Annotated in this window: 18 protein-coding genes and 1 pseudogene; 13 read left to right on the forward strand and 6 right to left on the reverse strand. The window is 73.4% G+C overall.

Features of this window, described 5'->3' with window-relative positions; genetic code table 11:
- Position 1: 1 nt before the first annotated feature.
- The 9 genes from ACFWUZ_RS01935 to ACFWUZ_RS01975 all read left to right on the forward strand — a co-directional run bounded on the left by ACFWUZ_RS01935 (position 2) and on the right by ACFWUZ_RS01975 (position 7046).
- Entirely contained in the window at positions 2-1339 is a 1338-nt protein-coding gene (locus ACFWUZ_RS01935; RefSeq protein WP_384365447.1) for a cytochrome P450, read from the forward strand.
- Entirely contained in the window at positions 1336-1680 is a 345-nt protein-coding gene (locus tag ACFWUZ_RS01940) for an acyl carrier protein (RefSeq protein ID WP_384365450.1), read from the forward strand. Before ACFWUZ_RS01935 ends, ACFWUZ_RS01940 begins: the two co-directional genes overlap by 4 nt.
- Entirely contained in the window at positions 1677-2405 is a 729-nt protein-coding gene (locus ACFWUZ_RS01945; RefSeq protein WP_384365453.1) for a DUF6875 domain-containing protein, read from the forward strand. The genes ACFWUZ_RS01940 and ACFWUZ_RS01945 overlap by 4 nt, the downstream gene beginning before the upstream one ends.
- The gene (locus ACFWUZ_RS01950) at positions 2402-2626 is read left to right on the forward strand and encodes an MbtH family protein (protein ID WP_384365456.1); all 225 of its coding nucleotides are present in this window, start codon (positions 2402-2404) and stop codon (positions 2624-2626) included. Before ACFWUZ_RS01945 ends, ACFWUZ_RS01950 begins: the two co-directional genes overlap by 4 nt.
- Before the next feature lie 82 nt (positions 2627-2708).
- Positions 2709-3977 carry an MFS transporter gene (locus tag ACFWUZ_RS01955; protein ID WP_384365459.1) on the forward strand — a complete coding sequence of 423 codons (1269 nt, stop codon included), beginning with the start codon at positions 2709-2711 and terminating at the stop codon, positions 3975-3977.
- Between the two features lie 111 nt (positions 3978-4088).
- Positions 4089-5333, forward strand: a complete 1245-nt coding sequence (locus tag ACFWUZ_RS01960; RefSeq protein WP_384365462.1) for an erythromycin esterase family protein — start codon at positions 4089-4091, stop codon at positions 5331-5333.
- A 286-nt stretch (positions 5334-5619) separates the two neighbouring features.
- The gene (gene panD / locus ACFWUZ_RS01965) at positions 5620-6039 is read left to right on the forward strand and encodes an aspartate 1-decarboxylase (protein ID WP_384365465.1); all 420 of its coding nucleotides are present in this window, start codon (positions 5620-5622) and stop codon (positions 6037-6039) included.
- 15 nt (positions 6040-6054) lie between these two features.
- The gene (locus tag ACFWUZ_RS01970) at positions 6055-6408 is read left to right on the forward strand and encodes a GNAT family N-acetyltransferase (protein WP_384365468.1); all 354 of its coding nucleotides are present in this window, start codon (positions 6055-6057) and stop codon (positions 6406-6408) included.
- Positions 6402-7046, forward strand: coding sequence for an aspartate/glutamate racemase family protein (locus ACFWUZ_RS01975; RefSeq protein WP_384365471.1), 645 nt, complete (start codon positions 6402-6404; stop codon positions 7044-7046). The genes ACFWUZ_RS01970 and ACFWUZ_RS01975 overlap by 7 nt, the downstream gene beginning before the upstream one ends.
- A 342-nt stretch (positions 7047-7388) precedes the next feature.
- Here the strand turns inward: ACFWUZ_RS01975 and gndA are convergent, their stop codons facing one another.
- Complete coding sequence (gene gndA, locus ACFWUZ_RS01980; RefSeq protein ID WP_384365474.1) at positions 7389-8834, reverse strand: NADP-dependent phosphogluconate dehydrogenase; 1446 nt, start codon at positions 8832-8834, stop codon at positions 7389-7391.
- A 185-nt stretch (positions 8835-9019) separates the two neighbouring features.
- On the opposite strand from gndA, the gene ACFWUZ_RS01985 reads away from it, so the two are divergent.
- Entirely contained in the window at positions 9020-10324 is a 1305-nt protein-coding gene (locus ACFWUZ_RS01985) for a transglycosylase family protein (RefSeq protein ID WP_384365477.1), read from the forward strand.
- 105 nt (positions 10325-10429) lie between these two features.
- On the opposite strand, the pseudogene ACFWUZ_RS01990 reads toward ACFWUZ_RS01985, so the two are convergent.
- Positions 10430-11173, reverse strand: a pseudogene (locus tag ACFWUZ_RS01990) (DMT family transporter); the annotation flags it as partial.
- Positions 11174-11599: 426 nt separating this feature from the next.
- On the opposite strand from ACFWUZ_RS01990, the gene ACFWUZ_RS01995 reads away from it, so the two are divergent.
- Positions 11600-13075, forward strand: a complete 1476-nt coding sequence (locus tag ACFWUZ_RS01995) for an SDR family NAD(P)-dependent oxidoreductase (protein ID WP_384365480.1) — start codon at positions 11600-11602, stop codon at positions 13073-13075.
- A 96-nt stretch (positions 13076-13171) separates the two neighbouring features.
- Here ACFWUZ_RS01995 and ACFWUZ_RS02000 read toward each other — a convergent pair whose 3' ends face one another.
- Positions 13172-13723, reverse strand: coding sequence for an HD domain-containing protein (locus tag ACFWUZ_RS02000; RefSeq protein WP_384366283.1), 552 nt, complete (start codon positions 13721-13723; stop codon positions 13172-13174).
- Positions 13724-14018: 295 nt separating this feature from the next.
- Between ACFWUZ_RS02000 and ACFWUZ_RS02005 the strand changes: the two genes are divergently transcribed.
- Positions 14019-14192, forward strand: a complete 174-nt coding sequence (locus tag ACFWUZ_RS02005; protein WP_384366353.1) for a hypothetical protein — start codon at positions 14019-14021, stop codon at positions 14190-14192.
- 187 nt (positions 14193-14379) lie between these two features.
- A complete protein-coding gene (locus ACFWUZ_RS02010) occupies positions 14380-15363 on the forward strand; it encodes an NAD-dependent epimerase/dehydratase family protein (RefSeq protein WP_384366286.1) in 984 nt (327 codons plus the stop codon).
- Here ACFWUZ_RS02010 and ACFWUZ_RS02015 read toward each other — a convergent pair.
- Genes ACFWUZ_RS02015 through ACFWUZ_RS02025 form a run of 3 tightly spaced genes read right to left on the reverse strand, consistent with a single transcriptional unit; the run spans position 15349 to position 18211 of the window.
- Positions 15349-16788 (reverse strand): lipase maturation factor family protein, encoded by a 1440-nt coding sequence (locus ACFWUZ_RS02015; protein ID WP_384365483.1) that lies wholly within the window; start codon positions 16786-16788, stop codon positions 15349-15351. The two genes, ACFWUZ_RS02010 and ACFWUZ_RS02015, sit on opposite strands and share 15 nt — an antisense overlap.
- Positions 16789-16808: 20 nt before the next feature.
- Complete coding sequence (locus ACFWUZ_RS02020) at positions 16809-17342, reverse strand: DUF1990 family protein (RefSeq protein WP_384365486.1); 534 nt, start codon at positions 17340-17342, stop codon at positions 16809-16811.
- The gene (locus ACFWUZ_RS02025; protein ID WP_384365488.1) at positions 17339-18211 is read right to left on the reverse strand and encodes a YndJ family protein; all 873 of its coding nucleotides are present in this window, start codon (positions 18209-18211) and stop codon (positions 17339-17341) included. Before ACFWUZ_RS02025 ends, ACFWUZ_RS02020 begins: the two co-directional genes overlap by 4 nt.
- Positions 18212-18397: the final 186 nt, after the last annotated feature.

Here is an 18397-nt window from a genome sequence, read left to right on the forward strand (position 1 = left end):
CATGGCTGCCGTCACCCTCAGCTCCCTGGACACCGAGACCTTCAACCACCAGATCCGGACCAGCCCCCTCGACATGATGATGCGGCTCCACCAGGAGGGCACCGTCTGCGTCATCCGCTCCGAGGAGAAGCACCGGCTCGTCGTCACCTCCGAACCGGAGCTCGCCGCGGCCGCGCTGGCCCACGGCTCGCGCAACCACCGGGAACTGCTGCGGCAGTTGGTGGGCAGCGGGCTGTTCGTGGTGACCTCGGGCGAGCAGTGGCGCCGCCGCAGGGGCCTGCTGCGCCCCATGTTCGCGGCCCGCGCCGTGGCCGAACTGCACAGCCTGGTCATCGAGGCCACCGAGGACTTCGCCCGGCGGGAGCTCCTGCCCGCCGCGGGCAAGGAGATCGACCTCGCGGAGACCCTTCAGCAGCTGAGCATCGAGATCATCCTGCGGCTCGTCGAACCGGAACTGCGGGGACCCGAACTGGCCGCGCTGACGGCGGCCCTGCACGCCGCGGTCGGCTACCTCGACACCCGCCTGTTCGATCCGGACAAGGTCCGGGAGGCCGACGAGGACAGGTTCACCGCCGACCGCAAGGTCCTGGAGGACTTCATCGCGGAACGCGCCGCACGGCAGACCTGTCCCGCCACCGGCCGCGGACTGCTCGCCGACCTCGTCGCCGCGCTGCGGGAGGACGGGCAGGAGGTGGACCGGGGGCAGGCGCTGACGGAGGAGCTGCTCTCCGTGTTCGTCGCCGGCGTGGAAACCATGGGCACCCTCCTGACCTGGATCTTCCACAACCTGGAGGCGAATCCCGAAGCCTGCGACCGCGCCCTGCGCGAGGTCCTGGCCGAGGACCTGCGCCAGGTGTCCGCCCTGCCCTCCCTGCCGTCCGGGACCCTTCCGTACACCCGGGCGGTGGTCGAGGAGTCACTGCGGCTCCACCCGCCGGCCTGGGCGCTCTTCCGCCGCATCGACGCACCGCTCGAAGCCGCGGGCGTCCGGCTGGAAGTGGACGACGTCGTGATGTCCAGCACCTGGGCCATCCACCGCGCCCCCCAGCTCTGGGACCGGCCCGAGGAGTTCCGGCCCGAGCGCTTCCTCGGCGAACGGCCTCCCACCCAGCAGTACTTCCCGTTCGGTGCCGGGCCGCACCAGTGCCTCGGCCGCCAGTTCTCGCTGCTGGAAGCCCAGTTGGCGAGCGCCGTCATCCTCCGCCACGGCACGCTCCGCGTGGACATCCCGCCGGGCGGCACGGGTCTGCGCCCGACCATCGCCCTGGCACCCCACCCGCACCCGCGGGCCCGGTTCCTCCCGCACGCCGCCGGCGCCGGCCGGGGAGGCGACACGTGAGCGACACCGGACACGTCCGCGGCACCGGGGAAGGAGCCCGCTCCGCGGCGCAGGAGGTCATCGCCCGTTCGTGGGAGCGGCACACCGGCTGCGCACCCGTCGCGGACTCCAACTTCTTCGCGGACGGCGGTACGTCCATCGGCATGATCAGGCTGGTCCAGGACGTCGGGGAGGGTACGGGTGTGGCGCTGGAGTTCGCGGACGTCTACGCCGCCGAGACCTACGCGGAGCTGTGCGAGCTGTGCGAGCCGGCAGGCGACCGGTCCGCCGCCGGCGACCACACCGATCGCACCGACCGCACCGACCGCACCGGCCGCACCCCGCTCCGGGACCCCGCATGACGGCCTCCATACCCTCCGCGGGAGGGGCCCGGGCGCGCACGGACCGCCCGTGGATCCGGGTGTCACCACCCCAGCCCCGCGAGCGGGTCGACCGGGATCTCGGGCGCATCGACGAGTGGCTGCGCGGATACGTGGGAAGGGCCCATCCCAAGCTGGGGCGGAGCGGTCCGGTCTGCCCCTTCGTCCCGCCCGCCCTCGGCGACCACGCGGTGCAGCTCAGCCTCCGCTACGAGATCGACGGCCGCGACGACGCCCTGCTGCACCGGGCCCTGGAGGCTGAGATGGAGGACTTCGTCCGGGTGGCGAGGCCGGTCGCGACCTCCGGGACCTCGCTGGAGAGCCGGGTCGTGGCGCTCCCCGACACCGGGCCCGACGGGTGGCGCACCCTGGACCGGGAGTACGAGGCCCTCAAGGACAAGGCGGTGGACAGCGGGCTGATGATCGGCCAGTTCCATCCGGACTGCGACGAACGGGCGGTGCGAAACCCGGCGTTCAGGGTCTCCATCGCTCCGCTCGGCGTGCTCGCGATACGCCGCATGGCCCCGCACGACGTGCTCTTCCTGCACGACCGCAGGACCTGGTTCGGCACCTACGACCGGCTCTTCCGGTCCCACTACCAGCGGGGGCGGATCAGGGACCCGCTCCTGCGGCGGCTCCACCTCGTGGGGGTGGCCCGCCACGGACTGCCCCCCGTCGTTGTCCGGGAGCACGAGAAGGAGGAATGATGCACCAGGACCTTTTCCACGTGGTCGTCAACCACGAGGAGCAGTACTCCATTTGGCCCACCTACCACGGTGTTCCCACGGGCTGGAGGACCGTCGGGGAGCCCGCGACACGGGAGGGCTGCCTGAGCACGATCGAGGAGCTGTGGACGGACATGACGCCGAAGTCGCTGCGCGAAGCGGCCCCGGCGGGTCCGGCCGAGCCGTCCACCGGGGCCGGCTGACGGGCCGGGCCCGCCACCGGAGTCGTCGGCCGTCGCCGCGCAGCGCGGCGACGGTCGCCCATACCAGGGAATCGCAGAGGGAATGATGCTGGAACAAGTTCGACTGCCGCTACGCCACCGCGCGTTCCGGACGGTGTGGTGCGGTGAGACGCTGTCGATGCTGGGCGACTACAGCTTCGAAGTGGCCTTCGTCTGGCTGGTGTTCCAGGAGACCGGCTCGGCCGGTGCGCTGGCGGCCGTGCTGCTGGTGCAGACGGTGCCGCGCGGGGTGCTGCTGCTGGTCGGGGGCGCGGTCACCGACCGGCTGTCGCCCCGTACGGTCATGCTCTGCTCCCACCTGGTCAGGGGCAGCGCGGTGGGGCTGCTCGGCCTGCTGGCCGTGATGGACGACGTCCAGGTGTGGCACCTGTACGCGCTGGGAGCCGTCGCCGGGGTGGCGGAAGCCTTCTTCATGCCGGCCCAGGACAGCATCCTGCCCTCCCTGCTGCCCGCCGAGCAGATCGCCCGCGGGAACGCCCTCGTCGGGTTCGGCGAACAGGGCGCCCGGTTCCTCGGCCCCCTCCTGGGCGCCTCCCTGGTGGCGCTGGTGGGGACGCCGGCCGCGATCCTGCTCAACAGCGGCACCTTCTTCGTGGCCGCCTGGACCGTGCTGGCCGCGCCGAGGCGCCGCCCGGACGGCGAGGGGTCCAAGCCGCTCTCGGTCATCGGCGGCGAGATCGTGGAAGGCTTGCGGTACGCCCGGCGGAGCCGCGAGGTGCGCACCGTCCTCATGATCATCGGGGCGGCGGCGCTGAGCTACAGCGGCCTCTTCGCGGTGGCCCTCCCGGCGCTGGCGAAGTCCTTCCCCGAGAGCTCCATGGCCCTGGGCCTGCTCCTGTCGGCCTGGGGGCTCGGCCAGCTGACCGGAACGGTCGCCGCGGTCTTCACCGGCCTGCCCCGGCGCTGGGGCATCCTGATCATCGGTATGACGCTGACGGAGGGAGTGGCCTTCGTGCTCCTCGGCGTCCTGCCCAACGTCTGGCTGGCCGCCACCACCCTGGCCCTGCTCGGCGTGGGCGTGGCGTACTCCAGCGACGTGGCCCTGCCCACGTTCATCCAGACCCGTACGCCCGAGGACGTGCTCGGCCGGATCAACAGCGTCATGTACCTGCCCCGCGTCGTACTCGAACCGGTCTCCCTGGCGGTCATGGGCCTGCTGGTCACGGGAGACCTGCGCTGGGCCTTCGCGGTGGCCGCGGTTCCGGTCCTCACGGTCGGTGTCCGCCTGGCCTTCGACAGCAGCGCCCGCAACCTCACCACCGCCACCGAGAAACCCCACCCGGCCCCCGCGCCCAGCCCGGGCGCCGTCTGAGCACCGGGCAGCGGTCCCCCCGCCAAGGGTCGTGCGGTCCGGTCCGGCGGAGGCGGACCGACCGCCGTCGTGTGACGCGCCGGGGCAGACACGCCGACCGAGGAGACTGCCGTGCCCGACGACATCACGCGCTGGCTGTCCGCGCACGCGCTGGCCCTCAGCACCCTTTCCGCGGGTGAGCCGTACGGCGACCTGGAGCCGTTGCGCGAGACGCTGCGGGACGTGCGGATCACGGGCTTGGGGGAATCCACGCACGGTACGCGGGAGTTCTTCCTGCTCAAGCACCGGCTGCTGGAGTTCCTCGTCCGTGAGATGGGATACCGGGCGCTGGCGATGGAGGCCAGCGAGTCGGCGGCGCTGGCCGTGGACGCCTACGTGGGCGGCGCCCCGGGCGATGCCGCGCGGCTGGTCTCACGGCTGGGCTTCTGGACGTGGCGGACCCAGGAGATCCTCGCCATGGTCGAGTGGATGCGGACGTACAACCGCACCGTCCCGGCAGCCGAGCGGGTGCGCTTCGTCGGTATCGACCCGCAGTGCTGTGCGGACTCGGCCGCCGCGGTCGGCGCGTTCCTGGAGCAGGCCGCGCCGGGCACCGCCGGGTCCGTACGGGAGAGCCTCGCCCTCCTCGCCACCTCCCGGCCCGGCTCACGGCCGGACTCCGGACGAGGCCTGTACGAGGAGGCCGTCGAGCTGGCCGCGCTCCTGGAGGAGCAGCACGTGGGCCTCGCCGCCCGTACGAGTCCCGAGGCGGCGGCGGACGCGCTCCGGCACGCCCGCATCCTGGTCCGCTGCGCCGACCTGATCACGCGGCCGCTGCAGCCGAACCCCGGTGCGGAGAGCCTCTTCGCCGTCCGGGACCGCTACATGGCCGAGGCCGTCACCGCGCTGGTGGACGGCGCGGCCGACCGTATCGCCGTATGGGCGCACAACGGGCACATCGCGAAGGGCACTTACGGGGCGGGGGTGCCCGCCCTCGGCAGCCTCCTGCGCCGCCGCCACGGCGAGGCCTACTACGCTGTGGGCCTGCTCTTCGGCAAGGGGCAGTTCCGGGCCCGCCGGGGGAACGACACCACCGGCCCGGCGGTGCGGCACCGGATCGGCGGCGCAGGCCGGTCGGTCGAGTCCCGGCTCGCGGCCGCCGCACCGGGCGACTACCTGGTCGACCTGCGGGGCGGTGCGGCGAAGGCAGCACCCGCTGTGCGGGAATGGCTGCACGGGCCCGGCCTCCAGCGCAGCTTCGGCGCCAACGTGCCCCGGTTCACCTACCGCTTCCACCTCGCACCGCTCGTACCCGCCGAGGAGTACGACGGGATCGCTTTCGTGGCGAAGTCGACCTGCTCCCGCCCCCTGGAGTGATTTCCCCGCCACCGCGGCGTCATCGCGGGTGTGTGGACCCTCGTCCCGCCACTCGGCCCACTTCCAGCCGGACGTCCACTCTTCCGAACCGGGGATCGTCGACGGGGAGGTAGTCGAAGACGTGCGAGGACACGGTGGTCATGCGTCGGAAAAGTCAGTGATCGGTCAGCATGAGTCCTGAAAGACCCGGGGAAAGCTGACCGGACAGGCGAAGGGTTGTAATCTGCGGGGACCGCCCTTGACCTGCAATGAGCAGGCAGGGAGCAGACATTTCGGGAGCTTCTTCATGTTTCGTACCATGTTCAAGTCCAAGATCCACCGGGCCACCGTCACCCAGGCCGACCTGCACTACGTCGGGTCCGTGACCGTCGACGCGGACCTGCTGGACGCGGCGGACCTGCTGCCCGGGGAGCTGGTCCACATCGTGGACATCACCAACGGTGCGCGGCTCGAGACGTACGTCATCGAGGGGGAGCGCGGCTCCGGGGTCATCGGGATCAACGGCGCCGCCGCGCACCTCGTGCACCCCGGCGACCTGGTCATCCTGATCAGCTACGCGCAGATCGAGGACGCCGAGGCGCGGGTGTTCCGGCCGCGGGTCGTGCACGTCGACGCCGACAACCGGATCGTCGAGCTGGGAGCGGATCCGTCCGCCCCCGTACCGGGCACGGATCAGGAGCGCAGCCCCCACGCCGTGGCTGTCTGAGGGGAGTCGGGGACCATGGTGCAGAGCACGGCGGTCGAGTTCAGGGACGAGCGCAAGACGGGGCGGCTGCTGGCCGTCGAGGACGGGACGGCGGTGGGGCACATCGCCTACTTCGTGCTCGCCGAGGAGCCCCACGCGCTGGTGGCGGTGCACACCGTCGTCGAGCCGCGGCACGAGGGCCGCGGTGTCGCCGGCGGGCTGGTGCGGACCTTCTACGGGATCGCCGCGGCCGAGGGCGTGCCCGTGGTTCCGCTGTGCCCCTATGCGGCGAGCTGGGCCGCCAAGCATCCCGGCGAGGCGCCGGAAGCGGCGGCCGCGGTGGTCGACGCCGCCAAGGCTCAGCTGGCCGCCGACCCCGACCTGTGGTGAACGGGCTGCTCCTGCTGCACACCTCGCCCGTGCACGTCCCGGTCTTCGACGCGCTGCGCGACCGCTGCCATCCGGGGGCCGGGCTGCGGCACCTGGTGGCCCCGCACCTGCTGGACCGGGCCCGTGCGGAAGGGCCGGAGTCGGTGGCTCCGGCCCTGCTGGGGCTGCTCGCCGAGGCGGGGCCGTCTCCCGTGCTGGTGACCTGCTCCACCATCGGCGCGGTGGCCGAGGCCCTCGCGCCCGCCCTGGGCGTCCCGGTGCTCCGCGTGGACCGGCCGATGGCCGCGGCTGCCGTGCGTACGGGCCCCCGGATCGCCGTACTGGCCACCGTCGAGTCGACGCTCACGCCGACCGGGGAACTGCTGGCCGAGGAGGCACGGGCCGCCGGAGCGGCGGTGTCGGTGCGTACGCAGCTGGTCGCCGGGGCCTGGGAGCGCTTCGAGGCCGGGGACGCGCAGGGCTGCCTCGCCCGTGTGGCGGCGGCCGTCGAAGCCGTCACCGATGCGGACGTCGTCGTCCTGGCCCAGGCCTCCATGGCCGCTGCCGCGGAGCTGGCCGCATCCCGGATCCCGGTGCTCTCCAGCCCCGCCCCCGGTCTGGCTGCCGGCCTGGAACTGGTCTCCCGGCACACCGCCTGATCGGGCCCCGCCGGGCGGCGTACCCCGCGGCATCGGGGGAAGGTGGGACACATGGTGCGAGAACCAGAACGGACCCAGCCCCCCGACCCGCAGCCGCCCGGCCCGGGCCCGGAACCCACCCCGCGGCCGAACCCCTTCCCGGACCCCGATCCCATGCCGCGTCCGGCGCCGCCCGTACCCGGGCCGGTGCCGGAGCCCGACCCGATCCCGGCCCCGCCGGGACCCGCGCCGATCCCGCAGCCCGGCCCCCTGAGCTGAACCGGGGGCCCCGGCGGAGTCGGAGGGTCCGATCCGGGCCGGCACCGGTCCGGCCGACCGGCCGGACCGGTGCCGGCCCGCGCGTCAGTCCGTGCCGACCTCGGAGCGGTCGCCGCTCCAGAGGGTGTGGAACGAGCCCTCGCGGTCGGTGCGCCGGTAGGTGTGCGCCCCGAAGAAGTCGCGCTGGCCCTGGGTGAGGGCCGCCGGGAGCCGCTCCGCGCGCAGGGCGTCGTAATACGCCAGCGAGGCGGCGAAGGCGGGCACCGGGATGCCCTGGCCGACCGCCGCCACGAGCACGGCACGCCAGTCGTCCTGGGCCGCACCGATCTCACCCGCGAAGCTCTCGTCGGCCAGCAGGCTCGGCAGGTCGGGCCGGGCGTCGTACGCGGCACGGATCCGGTCCAGGAAGGCCGCCCGGATGATGCAGCCCCCGCGCCACAGCGAGGCCGTCGCACCCAGGTCCACGCCCCAGCCGTACTCCTCGCTCCCGGCCCGGATCTGGTGGAAGCCCTGGGTGTAGGCGACGATCTTCGACGCGTACAGCGCCTGCTCCACCTGGGCGGCGAAGGCGTCCGCCGCCTCCGGCGACAGCGCGGAGGCCGTCGGGCCCGCCAGCCCGCGCGCGGCCGCACGCAGGTCCTGGTGGCCGGAGACGGCACGGGCGAAGACCGCCTCGGCGATCCCCGACACCGGCACACCCAGGTCCAGCGCGATCTGCACGGTCCAGCGGCCGGTGCCCTTCTGTTCCGCGGCATCGGCGACCACGTCGACGAAGGGGCGGCCCGTCGCGGCGTCCGTGTGGGCGAGCACCTCCGCCGTGATCTCGATCAGGTACGAGTCCAGGCGTCCCCGGTTCCACTCACGGAAGGTCTCCGCGATCTTCGCGGGGGAGTAGCCCGCCACCTCGCGCAGCAGGTGGTAGGCCTCCGCGATGAGCTGCATGTCGGCGTACTCGATGCCGTTGTGCACCATCTTGACGAAGTGCCCGGCGCCGTCGGGCCCCACGTGCGAGGTGCACGGGGTGCCGTCGGAGGCCTTGGCGGCGATCTTCTCCAGCAGCGGCCCCAGGGAGGCGTACGACTCCTCGGACCCGCCGGGCATGATGCTCGGGCCGAGCAGCGCGCCCTCCTCGCCGCCGGAGATGCCCACGCCCACGAAGTGGATGCCGCGCTCGCGCAGCTCCTTCTCCCGGCGCCGGGTGTCCTGGAAGTGGGCGTTGCCGCCGTCGATGATGACGTCGCCCTCCTCCAGCAGCGGGGCGAACTCGCGGATGACGGCGTCGGTGGGCTCCCCGGCCTTCACCATGATGACGAGGCGCCGGGGGCGCTCCAGCGCATCGACGAACTCCTTCGCGGATCCGGCCGCGACGAAACTGCCCTCGTGCCCGAACTCCTCCACCAGCGCCGTGGTCTTCGCCGTGGTGCGGTTGTGGACGGCGACGGTGAAGCCGTTGCGGGCGAAGTTGCGGGCGAGGTTGCTGCCCATCACCGCGAGCCCGGTGACTCCGATCTGAGCCGTGCTGGTGCTCATGCGTGCGCTCCTGCGTGCTTCGACGTGCGGGGAGTGCCGACGCTACCGCGCCGCCGTCACCCGCCGGTCTCCCACGCGTCGATACAGTGTCAATTTCAGCCGGAGCGCGCCCTGTTGCGCCCCTTGTCAGGTCCCGTGCGTGCCGTTAGGTTGTGCGGTTCCTGATGTCTTCGATGGGGGCTCCCATGGGTGTACGGGGCCGGCACCGCCGGTATCAGCCGAGCAGCATCAACCGTGCCTCGCTCGCGCTCACCGCCGGCGGCGCCGGCATCGCGCTCCCCCTCATCGGTGCCGGAGCCGCCCACGCCGCCTCGGTGGACACCTGGAACAAGGTCGCCGCCTGCGAGTCCACCGACAACTGGCACATCAACACCGGGAACGGCTACTACGGCGGGCTCCAGTTCAGCCAGAGCACCTGGCGGGCGTTCGGCGGCACCGCGTACGCCGCCCGCGCGGACCTGGCCACCAAGGACCAGCAGATCGCCGTCGCCGAGAAGGTGCTCAAGGGGCAGGGACCGCAGGCCTGGCCCGCCTGCGGGAAGAAGGCCGGGCTCTCCCGCAGCGGTCCGGCCCCGGCCGTCGCCCCCCAGGCCAAGGTGCAGGTCAAGGTGCAGGTGCAGGAGGCCAGGCCCCAGGCCCGGCAGGCCGGGGCGACCGGCCGGCCGCAGGGGGTCGTGCCCCGGCCGACCGGTACCCCGGTGCTGCCGAACCCGTACGTCGTCGCGCCCGGCGACTCCCTCTCGGCGATCGCCACCCAGCAGCGCGTCGAGGGAGGCTGGCAGGCCCTGTACGAGACGAACCGGGCCACCCTGGGCACCGACCCGAACCTGATCTTCCCCGGCCAGCGGCTCACCCTGCGGATCACCTCGGCGCCGCCCGCCCAGAACCCGGAGAAGCCGCCGCGCACCGCCGAGCCCGTCAAGCCGGTGGAACCGGCGGCGGAGAAGCCGGCCGCGAAGCCCGCGGAGAAGCCGGCCGCCAAGCCCGCGGAGAAGCCGGCCGCCAAGCCCGCGGAGAAGCCGGCCGCCAAGCCCGCGGAGAAGCCCCGGCAGGCGCCCCCCTCAGCGCAGCAGAAGCCGGCCGCCGGGAGCTACTCCGCGCCCGTCGACGCAGCCCTGGGTACCGCCTACCGGGTCTCCGGCTCCTCCTGGTCCAGCGGCTATCACACGGGGATCGACTTCCCGGTGGCGACGGGCACGTCCGTCAAATCCGTGGGTCCCGGACAGGTCGTCTCGGCCGGCTGGGCCGGGGCGTACGGATACCAGGTCGTCATCCGGCACACCGACGGGCGCTATTCCCAGTACGCGCACCTGTCCGCCCTGGGGGTCAAGGCCGGGCAGCAGGTCTCGGGCGGCCAGCGGATCGGCCGCTCCGGTTCGACCGGCAACAGCACGGGCCCCCACCTGCACTTCGAAATGCGCACGGGGCCCGGCTACGGCTCCGACATCGACCCGCTGAAGTACCTCCGCAGCCACGGGGTCTCCCTCTGACCCACGGGTGTGCGCGGGCACGGCGGTGAGCAGGACCAGACCGGACGCCGCCACCACGGCGCTCGCCAGCGCCGCCGCCGTGCCCGCGCTCCCGTACCGGAAGCCCTCCTCGAAGAGGGAGATGCCGACCACCGTCGCGACCACCGGATTGACCACGGTCACCGTGGCCAGCGGCGCGGTCAGCCCGGCTCCCCGGTACGCCGCCTGGGACAGCAGCAGCCCGCCCGCCGCGAGCACGGCGATCGCCGCGAGGTCGGGCCAGAGGGCACCCAGGGAGTCCGGGGAGAAGGTCTCGGCCACCGACTTGGTGAACACCGAGGCCATGCCGAAGGCGAGGCCCGCCGCGGTGGCCAGCAGGACGCTGTGCAGCACGGGCCGGTGCATCCGGTGCGCCGCCAGGAACAGCACGAACGCCCCGGCTCCGGTCACGCTCAGCAGCAGGCTCCGCTCCGAACCCGCCAGGGCCTGCTCCGCCCGGCCGTCCCCGCCGGTCAGGGCCAGCAGACCCGCCAGGCCCACCGTGGCCAGTACAGCCCCGCGCCAGGCCGCGGTACCCGCCCGGCGCCCCACGAAGAACGCCGCCATCGGCAGGGCGAAGACGATGGTGAGCGCGCCGAGCGGCTGGACCAGGCTCAGCGGTCCGTAGGCCAGCGCCACCACGTGCAGCAGGGCGCCCAGGCCGTTCAGCCCCACCGCCGCCCACCAGCAGGCCCGGCGCAGCGGCGCGTACCGCCGGTCCGGCGTGGTCGCCGCGACCTGTTCCTGGACGATGGCGCCACCGGCGTACGCGAGCGCGGACACGAGGCAGAGCAGGACCGAAAGCGCTAGGGCACTCATACGTTCCACCATGCCCCACCCGGACGGACGATTCCTCCCCCCGGAGGCGGGCCCGAGTCATACTCCAGACATAGTCCAGACGGAGTACAGAATCGCTGCACAAGTCGTGCGGACGCGGTACGCAGCCGGTGAAGCGGAGGCAGACGTCCGCTTCCGTTTCCGTCCCCCTTCCGCCTCCGGATCCGCGTCCGGATCCGCTCCGGCCGGCGTCCGCGGACCGCACCGGACGCGATCGGTGCGGTGTCGCCGCGCAGCGTCCCACCGCACCGGCACCGCCCTTCCCGGGGGCCCCCGCTCCGCCGGGTGACGGCCGTTTCGCGGAACGTGAGGGCCGCGTGATCGGGTTTGGTCCCGGGCGCGGGGAATCCGTACAGTTTCCCCTTTGGGGACTTCCGCAGCAGGCGGATGCGGACGAGCGATCAAGGAACGGCAGCGGCGATGACGGTGACCGAAGACAGCCACGACTACGGGCACGCCTACGGACCGGGCATCGACCCCGAGCGGCTGGAGCTGTGCCTGAGCGTGCTCGACGAGCTGGACAAGCTCGACGTCGACCACCCCGACGCCGTCACCGTACGCCGCGCTACCGCCGGGCTCTACCGCACGGTCAAGCAGCGCCGCCGCCAGGAGCGCCGCGCCGCCAAGACCGCCAACGACAAGGCCGTCACCGAGGCGACCGCGACCGGCTCGGCCGAACGCATCGACGACGAGACCCAGGGCAACGCCCTGACCGCGGCCACCAAGGGCCCGATCGCCGGGATACTCCAGCGCCCGCGCTCCTGCTACATCTGCAAGACCCGGTACGTCGAGGTGGACGCCTTCTACCACCAGCTCTGCCAGGACTGCGCCGCCTTCAACCGTGCGCGCCGCGACGCCCGGACCGACCTGACCGGCCGCCGCGCCCTGCTCACCGGCGGCCGCGCCAAGATCGGCATGTACATCGCGCTGCGCCTGCTGCGCGACGGCGCGCACACCACCATCACCACGCGTTTCCCCAACGACGCGATCCGCCGCTTCAAGGCCATGCCCGACAGCGCCGAGTGGCTGCACCGCCTGAAGATCGTCGGCATCGACCTGCGCGACCCGGCGCAGGTCGTCGCGCTCGCCGACTCGGTGGCAGCCGAGGGCCCCCTCGACATCCTGATCAACAACGCCGCGCAGACCGTACGCCGCTCCCCGGGTGCCTACAGCGAGCTGGTCGCCGCCGAGAACGCCCCGCTCCCGGCCGGCGAGCTGCCTTCCGCCGAGGTCATCGGCACCTTCGGCAGCGGCACCGTCGACCGCGTCGCCGCGCTGCCCACCGGCAGGGGCGAGAAGCTCACCGCCCAGGACGTCACCGAGCTGGCCCTGGTCTCCGGCTCCGCCTCCCTGGAGCGGATCGCCGCGGGCACCGCCATCGACGCCGGCGGCCTCGTACCGGACCTGCACGACACCAACAGCTGGATCCAGACGGTGTCCGAGGTGGACCCCATCGAGCTGCTCGAAGTGCAGCTGTGCAACTCCACCGCGCCGTTCATCCTGATCAGCAAGCTCCGCCCGGCGATGGCGGCGGCCGAGGCGGGACGCCGCTACGTGGTGAACGTCTCCGCGATGGAGGGCGTCTTCAGCCGCGGCTACAAGGGCGCCGGGCACCCGCACACCAACATGGCGAAGGCCGCGCTGAACATGCTGACGCGCACCAGCGCCCAGGAGATGTTCCAGAAGGACCAGATCCTGATGACCGCGGTCGACACCGGCTGGATCACCGACGAGCGGCCGCACCCGGACAAGGTGCGTCTTGCCGAGGAGGGCTTCCACGCCCCCCTCGACCTGGTCGACGGCGCGGCCCGGGTCTACGACCCGATCATCCGCGGCGAGGCCGGCGAGGACCTGTTCGGCGTCTTCCTCAAGGACTACGCCCCCGCCAACTGGTAGACCCGCCGGGCCGCCCGCCCCTGCAGCCGCCGCCCCCGCGGCCTCCGCCCCGACCGTGGCGGGAGGCCGCGGGGGCGCACTGCGTACGGGTGTCGCTCAGGCGCGCGCCCGGGTGCGGGCCGCCACCAGTTCCAGGACCGGCCGCCAGTCCTCCACGGTCCCGGCGTCCAGGCCCGGCACCTTGCCCGCGTCGTCCGCCCGGCGCAGGGTCACCGCGGCCTCCGCGTCCGGGTCGGCGGCGAAGGCGCGGACCTCCGCCCCGCCCATCACCCCGCCCTGCGCCCGCAGGGTCAGCGCGCTCTGCGGTGACAGCGCCCGCTCCGGCTCCACGGCGGCCAGGTAGCGCTTCGCCGGCACGTGCAGCCGTATCAGCCGGGCCACCCGCTCGCCCAGCAGTGCACGCAGGGCCTCAGCCGCGCGGTCGGCGTGCCCGGCGTCGTCACCCGGACGGAGCACATGGCCGAGATCGTGCAGCAGCCCCGCGATCTGGAGCTCCTTGTCGGCGGGGCGGGCGCGGCGCAGCAGGGCCGCCGTCTGCAGTCCGTGGTCGTGCAGGTCGACCGGATCGCCGCTGCGGTCCGGGGTGTCCCAGGCGCCCCGGCAGGCGTGCAGCAGCTCCATCAGCTCCTCGACGCAACCGACCTCCACCCCACCGGACTTCGCCACTGTTGCGCCCCCTCCGCCGCCCCGTACGCCGGCGACGAGCAGACCATCGTCGCGGGCGGCCGGAGCCACGACATGATGAACTCGGGGCGAAATCAAGCGGTCGGTGTGGATTTTGCCTTTCCATCGAGCGGGGGTGCGCTCAAATGTGTACTCTGAGGGGCATCAACAAGGCCCCAACCGGGCCATGCTCCACCAAGGCGCCACCGCGCCCGGTAATCCTGATCTCCCTGCCCGGCGCGGTTCGCCCGCCGGGTTACGCGACACAGAGGAGTGCGCGGTGACAGATACGAAGAAGCCCGAGCAGGTGCTGCTCGACACGACGTGGCGCAAGAAGACCCCTCGTTCCGACGAGCTCGGCAGCCTCGAAGTCTGGGCACGGTCCGCCCCGATCAGGCTGGCGGGATACGAGGACGACCTGGCTGAGGCGCACATCCTGCCCGGCATCGACTGACCCTCGCGCCGCGACCCCCGCGCCGCGAACCCGAGCGCCCCCGCCCGAACGGAACCGGGGGCGCTGCCCTGCACGGCAGACCGGGACGCCCGGCTGCCCGGGTTCCCCGAAGGCGTACGCCGTGAGCGTCATCGCTGAGGGCGATCACGGGTTCCGCGGGCCCGGCCGCACCGTCAGGCTGATCGTCATGAAACTGCTGATGCTGGGTGGTACCGAATTCGTCGGCCGCGCGATCACCGAGGACGCCCTCGCCCGGGGCTGGGAGGTGACCGTCTTCCACCGGGGCCACCACGCGCCCCCGCCGGGCACCTCGGCCCTCCACGGGGACCGCACCGCCCCCGGCGGTCTGGAAGTCCTCACCACAGGGGAGTGGGACCTTGTCGTCGACACCTGGAGCGGAGCCCCCGCCGCGGTCCGCGACAGTGCCCGCCTGCTGCGGGACAGGGCCCGGCACTATGCGTACATCTCCAGCCGTTCGGTGTACGCGTACCCCTCCCCGCCCGGCCTCGACGAGGACGGGCCGCTCGTCGAGGGCTCTCCCGACGCCGGGTCCGTGGCGTACGCCGAGGACAAGCGGGGTGGTGAACTCGCCGCCCTGGACGCCTTCGGGGACCGCGCCCTGCTGGTCCGCGCCGGGCTGATCATCGGCCCGTACGAGAACGTCGGCCGCCTGCCCTGGTGGCTGAACCGGCTGGCCAGGGGCGGCCCCTTCCTCGCGCCCGGCCGTCCCGACCTGCCCCTGCAGTACGTGGACGTGCGCGACCTCGCGCGCTGGACCCTGGACGCGGCCGCCGCCGGGCGCGGCGGCGCGTACAACCTGGTCTCCCCGCCCGGCCACGCCACCATGGGCAGCCTGCTGGCGGCCTGCGCGGCCGCCACCGGCGCCTCGGCCGAGCCGCGCTGGGTCGACGCGGCGGCCCTCGAGGCCGCCGGGATCGAGCCCTGGACCGAGCTTCCCATCTGGCTCCCGGAGGGGGAGCTGCACGACTTCATGTTCGGCGGCGACGTCGGCAAGGCCGTCGGGGCGGGCCTGGTGTGCCGGCCCGTGGAGGAGACCGTGGCCGACACCTGGAGCTGGCTGCAGTCGCTCGGCGGCGTCGCCCCGCACCGGCCCGACCGGCCGCAGAAGGGCCTCTCCGCCGAGCGGGAGGCCGCCCTACTCGGGCTCTGACCGGGCCGCTTCCGCGAGGCGGGTCGGCGGGAGGTACTCGCGCAGCAGCGTGCGGTGCCACCAGGCACCCGTCTCGCGCAGCTCCCGCCAGGTGGTGAACCGGTAGCGGTACAGCCGGGCCCGGACCCAGCGGGGCGGGGCGTCCGGGAAGGGGTTGTGGCGGAGCAGGCGCAGGGTGTCGCGGTCGCCCGCGAGCAGCCGTTCCACGAACGGGCCGAACCAGTCGCGCGCGTAGCCGGGGGAGAGCGCGGCGAACCACATCAGCCAGTCGAGCCGCAGGTGGTACGGGGCGAACTGGCGCGGCGTCCGGCGCGGTTCGCCCGGTTTCCCCTTGAACCCGTACTCACGCCAGTCCCCGTCCTCGCGGGGCAGCCGGTCGGCGGTGCCCTCCACCACGACCTCGTCGCGGATCCGGCCCACCGTGCCGAAGGCCCCGTAGGTGTTGACCAGGTGCAGCGAGTCGAAGGAGCGGTTCATCACCTGGCGGCGCGAGACCATGTTGAGCACCGGATGCCGGCTCAGCACCAGCACCAGCACGGTCACGGCGCAGACCAGGGCCGCGAACCACACCGGCGCCCCGCGCGAGGCGGCGGCCGGGGGAGGGCCCGCGAGCCCGGTGAAGTCCACGGCCGACAGGGCCAGCGTGATCGTCAGCCAGTTCAGCCAGGCGAAGTTCCCCGACAGGACCAGCCACAGCTGCGTGGCCACGATGGTCCCGGCGGCGTACGAAGCCACCGGCTGCGGGGTGAACAGCAGCACCGGGACCAGCAGTTGGGTCACGTGGTTGGCCGCGCACTCCACCCGGTGCAGCGGCCGGGGCAGACGGTGGAAGAACCAGCTGAGCGGCCCCGGCATCGGCTGCGTCTCGTGGTGGAAGTACAGGCAGGTGAGCTTGCGCCAGCAGGGGTCCCCGCGCATCTTGATCAGCCCCGCGCCGAACTCCACCCGGAAGAGCACCCAGCGCAGCAGCCACAGCACCAGCACCGGCGGTCCGGTCCGGGCGTTGCCGAGGAAGACGGCGAGGAAGCCCACCTCCAGCAGCAGCGACTCCCAGCCGAAGGAGTACCAGGTCTGCCCCACGTTGACGACGGAGAGGTAGAGCAGCCACAGCAGCGCCCACAGGGCCATGGCCGCGGCCAGCGGAACCTCGTCGCCGGCCCCCGCGGCGAGTGCGGCGGCCAGGGCCGCCCCGGTCCAGGCGCAGGCCGCGAAGAAGCGGTCCGAATAGTGCAGTTGGAACAGGCTCGGGGCGCGGCGGAAGGGCACGTGCCGCACGTACCGCGGCACGGGCAGCATGCCGTGCGCCCCGATCAGGGCCCGGAACTGCAGGGCGGCCCCGAGGAAGGCGAGGAGGTAGACACCGGCCAGGGCCCGCTGGAAGACCAGCCGGCCCAGCCAGTACCCGGGCGCCGTGAACCAGTCCATCGCCTCCAGTATCGGGCCGGTCAGGCCGCCGCGGCCAGCCTGCGCACGGTGCGCCCCAGCCGGCGCGCGTACTGCCGCTGGAGGACGGGGACGACGGGGCCCGCGAGGCGGGTGTACCAGGAGGCGGGGCGGCTGAAGGCGGTGACCGTGAACCACACCGTGCCGTCGGCGTCCATGGCGACGACGAAGGACTCCTCCCCGCATTCGGGGTGGCCCTCGAGGGTTCCGTAGGCGAAGCCGATGCGGGTGGGCTCGTACGCCGTCCAGATCACCTCGCACGCCGCGGTGACCCGCAGCGGGCCCAGGCCGATGCCGACCTCCACCCTGCCGCCCGGCCGGGCGGCGCGGTCCGTGGCCCGCACCCGCATCCCCGAGCTCCGGTGGGCGTGGAAGGTGGTGACGGCGACCCCGGCGCTCTCGAAGACGGCCCGGCCGTGCCCTGTCCGGGTGCGGTGGCGCAGGTGGTGGTATCCGGCGGGCAGGGTCCGGAGCGCCGTCGCACCCCGGTCGGGGTAGCTGAGGGTGCTGCGGCCGGCGCCGGCGAGTCGGGTCATGGGGTGGTCACCTCCGGAGGGTGGGGTGCGTCTTCGGTCAGCCGGCGCCAGGCCAGCACCGAGCACAGGGCGAATCCGAGCGCGTTGCCGAGGCCGTGGGTGGCGGCCATCCAGGTCAGGGTGGGGTGCACGATGCCGGTGGCCTCGCCCGCCGCCCACCACAGGGCGAGCAGCATGGTGGCGACGAGGACGGCCGCCGAGACCGCCAGCAGGGCGCGGGTGCTCCGGTCGCGGGCCGAGGGCCGGATCTCCCGCCAGGTCAGCAGGGCCACGGCCCACATCCCGCCGGTCAGGACCACCGCGCCCACCAGCTCGGCCCAGTCGTCGAGGAAGTAGCCGAGGAGCACGAGCAGGGTGCCGGCCGGCACGCTGTACACGGCCCACGAGGCCCGGGGTCCGGGCGTCGCCGCCCGGCACACGAGCCCGGCGACCAGGGCCGCCGCGAACCCGGCGTAGTGGAAGTGCGGGACGGTCAGCGCCAGGATGTCGAGGTCGAAACCGAAGAGCCGGTGTCCGGCGCGTTCGGCGACCAGGGCCACCCCGGCGACCGAGGGCGAGGCCAGCGCCGCGGCCACGGCGACCTCGGCCGGAGCGGGGAAGGCGGTCCGCCGGCCCGGCGCCCGGGGGTGGGTCCGCAGCAGGCGGGCCGGGGCCCGCGCCGCCAGGGCCGCCGTGGCCGCCGCGTAGAGTGCCGCGAGCGATGCGGCGAGGATGCCGCGCGGCAGCCACAGGCAGACGGCTCCCGGGGCGGCGAGCAGCGGCCAGAGCCGGGCGGTGCGGCGCAGGCCGACCGGGTCGATCAGACGCAGACCCGCGGGCAGTACGTACAACATGCCCAGGGTGACGATCACGTTCACCAGCACCGTCACGCGGACTCCCTCCCCGAAGCGCGGATCAACGCTTTGAACGGGTTCAACTCACAGGGGTGACCCTACGCGGCTCGTTGAACATGTTCAATACGCGCTCTCGGGTTGCGGTGGCCGCGAGGATGCGGCAGACAGGAGCTAGCAACCGGGGCGAAAGGGAGAAACGCGTGCATGCACTGACACGTCCGA

The sequence above is a fragment of the Streptomyces sp. NPDC058646 genome (assembly GCF_042716875.1).
Classification (GTDB): domain Bacteria; phylum Actinomycetota; class Actinomycetes; order Streptomycetales; family Streptomycetaceae; genus Streptomyces.

Coding starts and splice junctions, on each gene's coding strand:
- ACFWUZ_RS01955 (WP_384365459.1), top strand. CDS start 2,709: ATGATGCTGGAACAAGTTCGACTGCCGCTACGCCACCGCGCGTTCCGG.
- ACFWUZ_RS01950 (WP_384365456.1), top strand. CDS start 2,402: ATGATGCACCAGGACCTTTTCCACGTGGTCGTCAACCACGAGGAGCAG.
- panD (WP_384365465.1), top strand. CDS start 5,620: ATGTTTCGTACCATGTTCAAGTCCAAGATCCACCGGGCCACCGTCACC.
- ACFWUZ_RS02020 (WP_384365486.1), bottom strand. CDS start 17,342: ATGACCCGACTCGCCGGCGCCGGCCGCAGCACCCTCAGCTACCCCGAC.
- ACFWUZ_RS01985 (WP_384365477.1), top strand. CDS start 9,020: ATGGGTGTACGGGGCCGGCACCGCCGGTATCAGCCGAGCAGCATCAAC.
- ACFWUZ_RS01970 (WP_384365468.1), top strand. CDS start 6,055: ATGGTGCAGAGCACGGCGGTCGAGTTCAGGGACGAGCGCAAGACGGGG.
- gndA (WP_384365474.1), bottom strand. CDS start 8,834: ATGAGCACCAGCACGGCTCAGATCGGAGTCACCGGGCTCGCGGTGATG.
- ACFWUZ_RS01995 (WP_384365480.1), top strand. CDS start 11,600: ATGACGGTGACCGAAGACAGCCACGACTACGGGCACGCCTACGGACCG.
- ACFWUZ_RS01935 (WP_384365447.1), top strand. CDS start 2: ATGGCTGCCGTCACCCTCAGCTCCCTGGACACCGAGACCTTCAACCAC.
- ACFWUZ_RS02015 (WP_384365483.1), bottom strand. CDS start 16,788: ATGGACTGGTTCACGGCGCCCGGGTACTGGCTGGGCCGGCTGGTCTTC.
- ACFWUZ_RS01945 (WP_384365453.1), top strand. CDS start 1,677: ATGACGGCCTCCATACCCTCCGCGGGAGGGGCCCGGGCGCGCACGGAC.
- ACFWUZ_RS02010 (WP_384366286.1), top strand. CDS start 14,380: ATGAAACTGCTGATGCTGGGTGGTACCGAATTCGTCGGCCGCGCGATC.